A 1084-nucleotide genomic window follows, 5' to 3' on the forward strand; every position below is an offset into this window, starting at 1 on the left:
CGTAGAACGCCTGGCGGTCGGCCACGTCGAGAATCTTGGTCATCAGGCGGTCTTCGCCGAGGTTCAGGTTGTTGGCGGTTTCTTTCAGGCCGGCTTCGTTAATGTCCGAGATAGCCAATTTTGCGCCAGAGGCGGCCAGTTCCATGGCCAGGGCACGGCCGATGCCGGAGCCGGCACCGGTGATGNCGGCAACTTTATCTTTGAAATTCTTCATGATGGCTCCTGTATCCGCTCCCGCAGGAGAGGGCATGTATAAGCGTGTGGCAAGTTGAAAGTTCAAAGTTTAAACGCGCGAGAGAGGTTGTCAGGGCCCGCGTCGCCATGTCAGGTAGCAGGCCGTCGCGGCTTTTCGCGGCCGTCGATCCGTTCGGTTGGTACTGACCTGCCCGCACGTTCAACTTTGAACTTTTAACTTTCAACTTAAGTTGGCGACCGAGTGTAGACACTTTGTCACTGCAGAATGGGCCAATCTTGTCAGACAAGGTGCTGGTGTCGTGGCATTGGCGACGCGGTGGGCTGTCGCTGCGGTCTAGCCTTGGTTACAGCGATGGTTGGGGGCAGCTGTCACTCAGCGGGGTTGCGATCGCTTCCCGGCTTTGGCGGACCAGGTTTTGTAGTTCAGCGTCACTGTTGCCAGTCACGCTGAGTGGTGGGTGCAGAATAAGGCGGGCGCTGGCACCGGGGTGAAGCCGCAGGGTGCCGGCGGGCAAAATGTCGAAGGTCCCTGACAAGGTGACCGGCAATACCGGCATGCCCAGTTCCTGGGCCATTTTGAACGCGCCTTTCTTGAAGGGTTTTAATTGCCCGTCGCGACTGCGGGTGCCTTCAGGAAAGAACAGCACGCTGGCGCCGTTGGCCAGCCGTGCGCGGGCCGCATTGAGCGATGCAATGGCAGCTTCGGTGTTGTCGCGGTTGATGAAAACATGGCCGAGTTTTTCACAGCAGATGCCAATAACCGGGATTTTGCGCAGCTCGTGTTTCATCACCCAGCGAAAATCCACGCCCAGGTAGCCATACAGGACAAAAATATCGAACTGGCTAAGATGGTTGGCGACGATCACGTAGCTTTGCCCGGGCAATAGAT

The 1084-nt window shown here is 57.4% G+C and carries 2 protein-coding genes; both read right to left on the reverse strand.

Annotation, left to right across the window (positions count from 1 at the left end; genetic code table 11):
• Positions 1 to 214: SDR family NAD(P)-dependent oxidoreductase (locus A3730_RS06785; protein ID WP_156501002.1), on the reverse strand; the 214-nt coding region annotated here is incomplete at its 3' end.
• A gap of 325 nt (positions 215 to 539) precedes the next feature.
• On the reverse strand, positions 540 to 1084 hold a 545-nt coding region (locus A3730_RS06790), incomplete at its 5' end, for a 1-acyl-sn-glycerol-3-phosphate acyltransferase (protein WP_063537766.1).

This window comes from Alcanivorax sp. HI0044 (assembly GCF_001634945.1).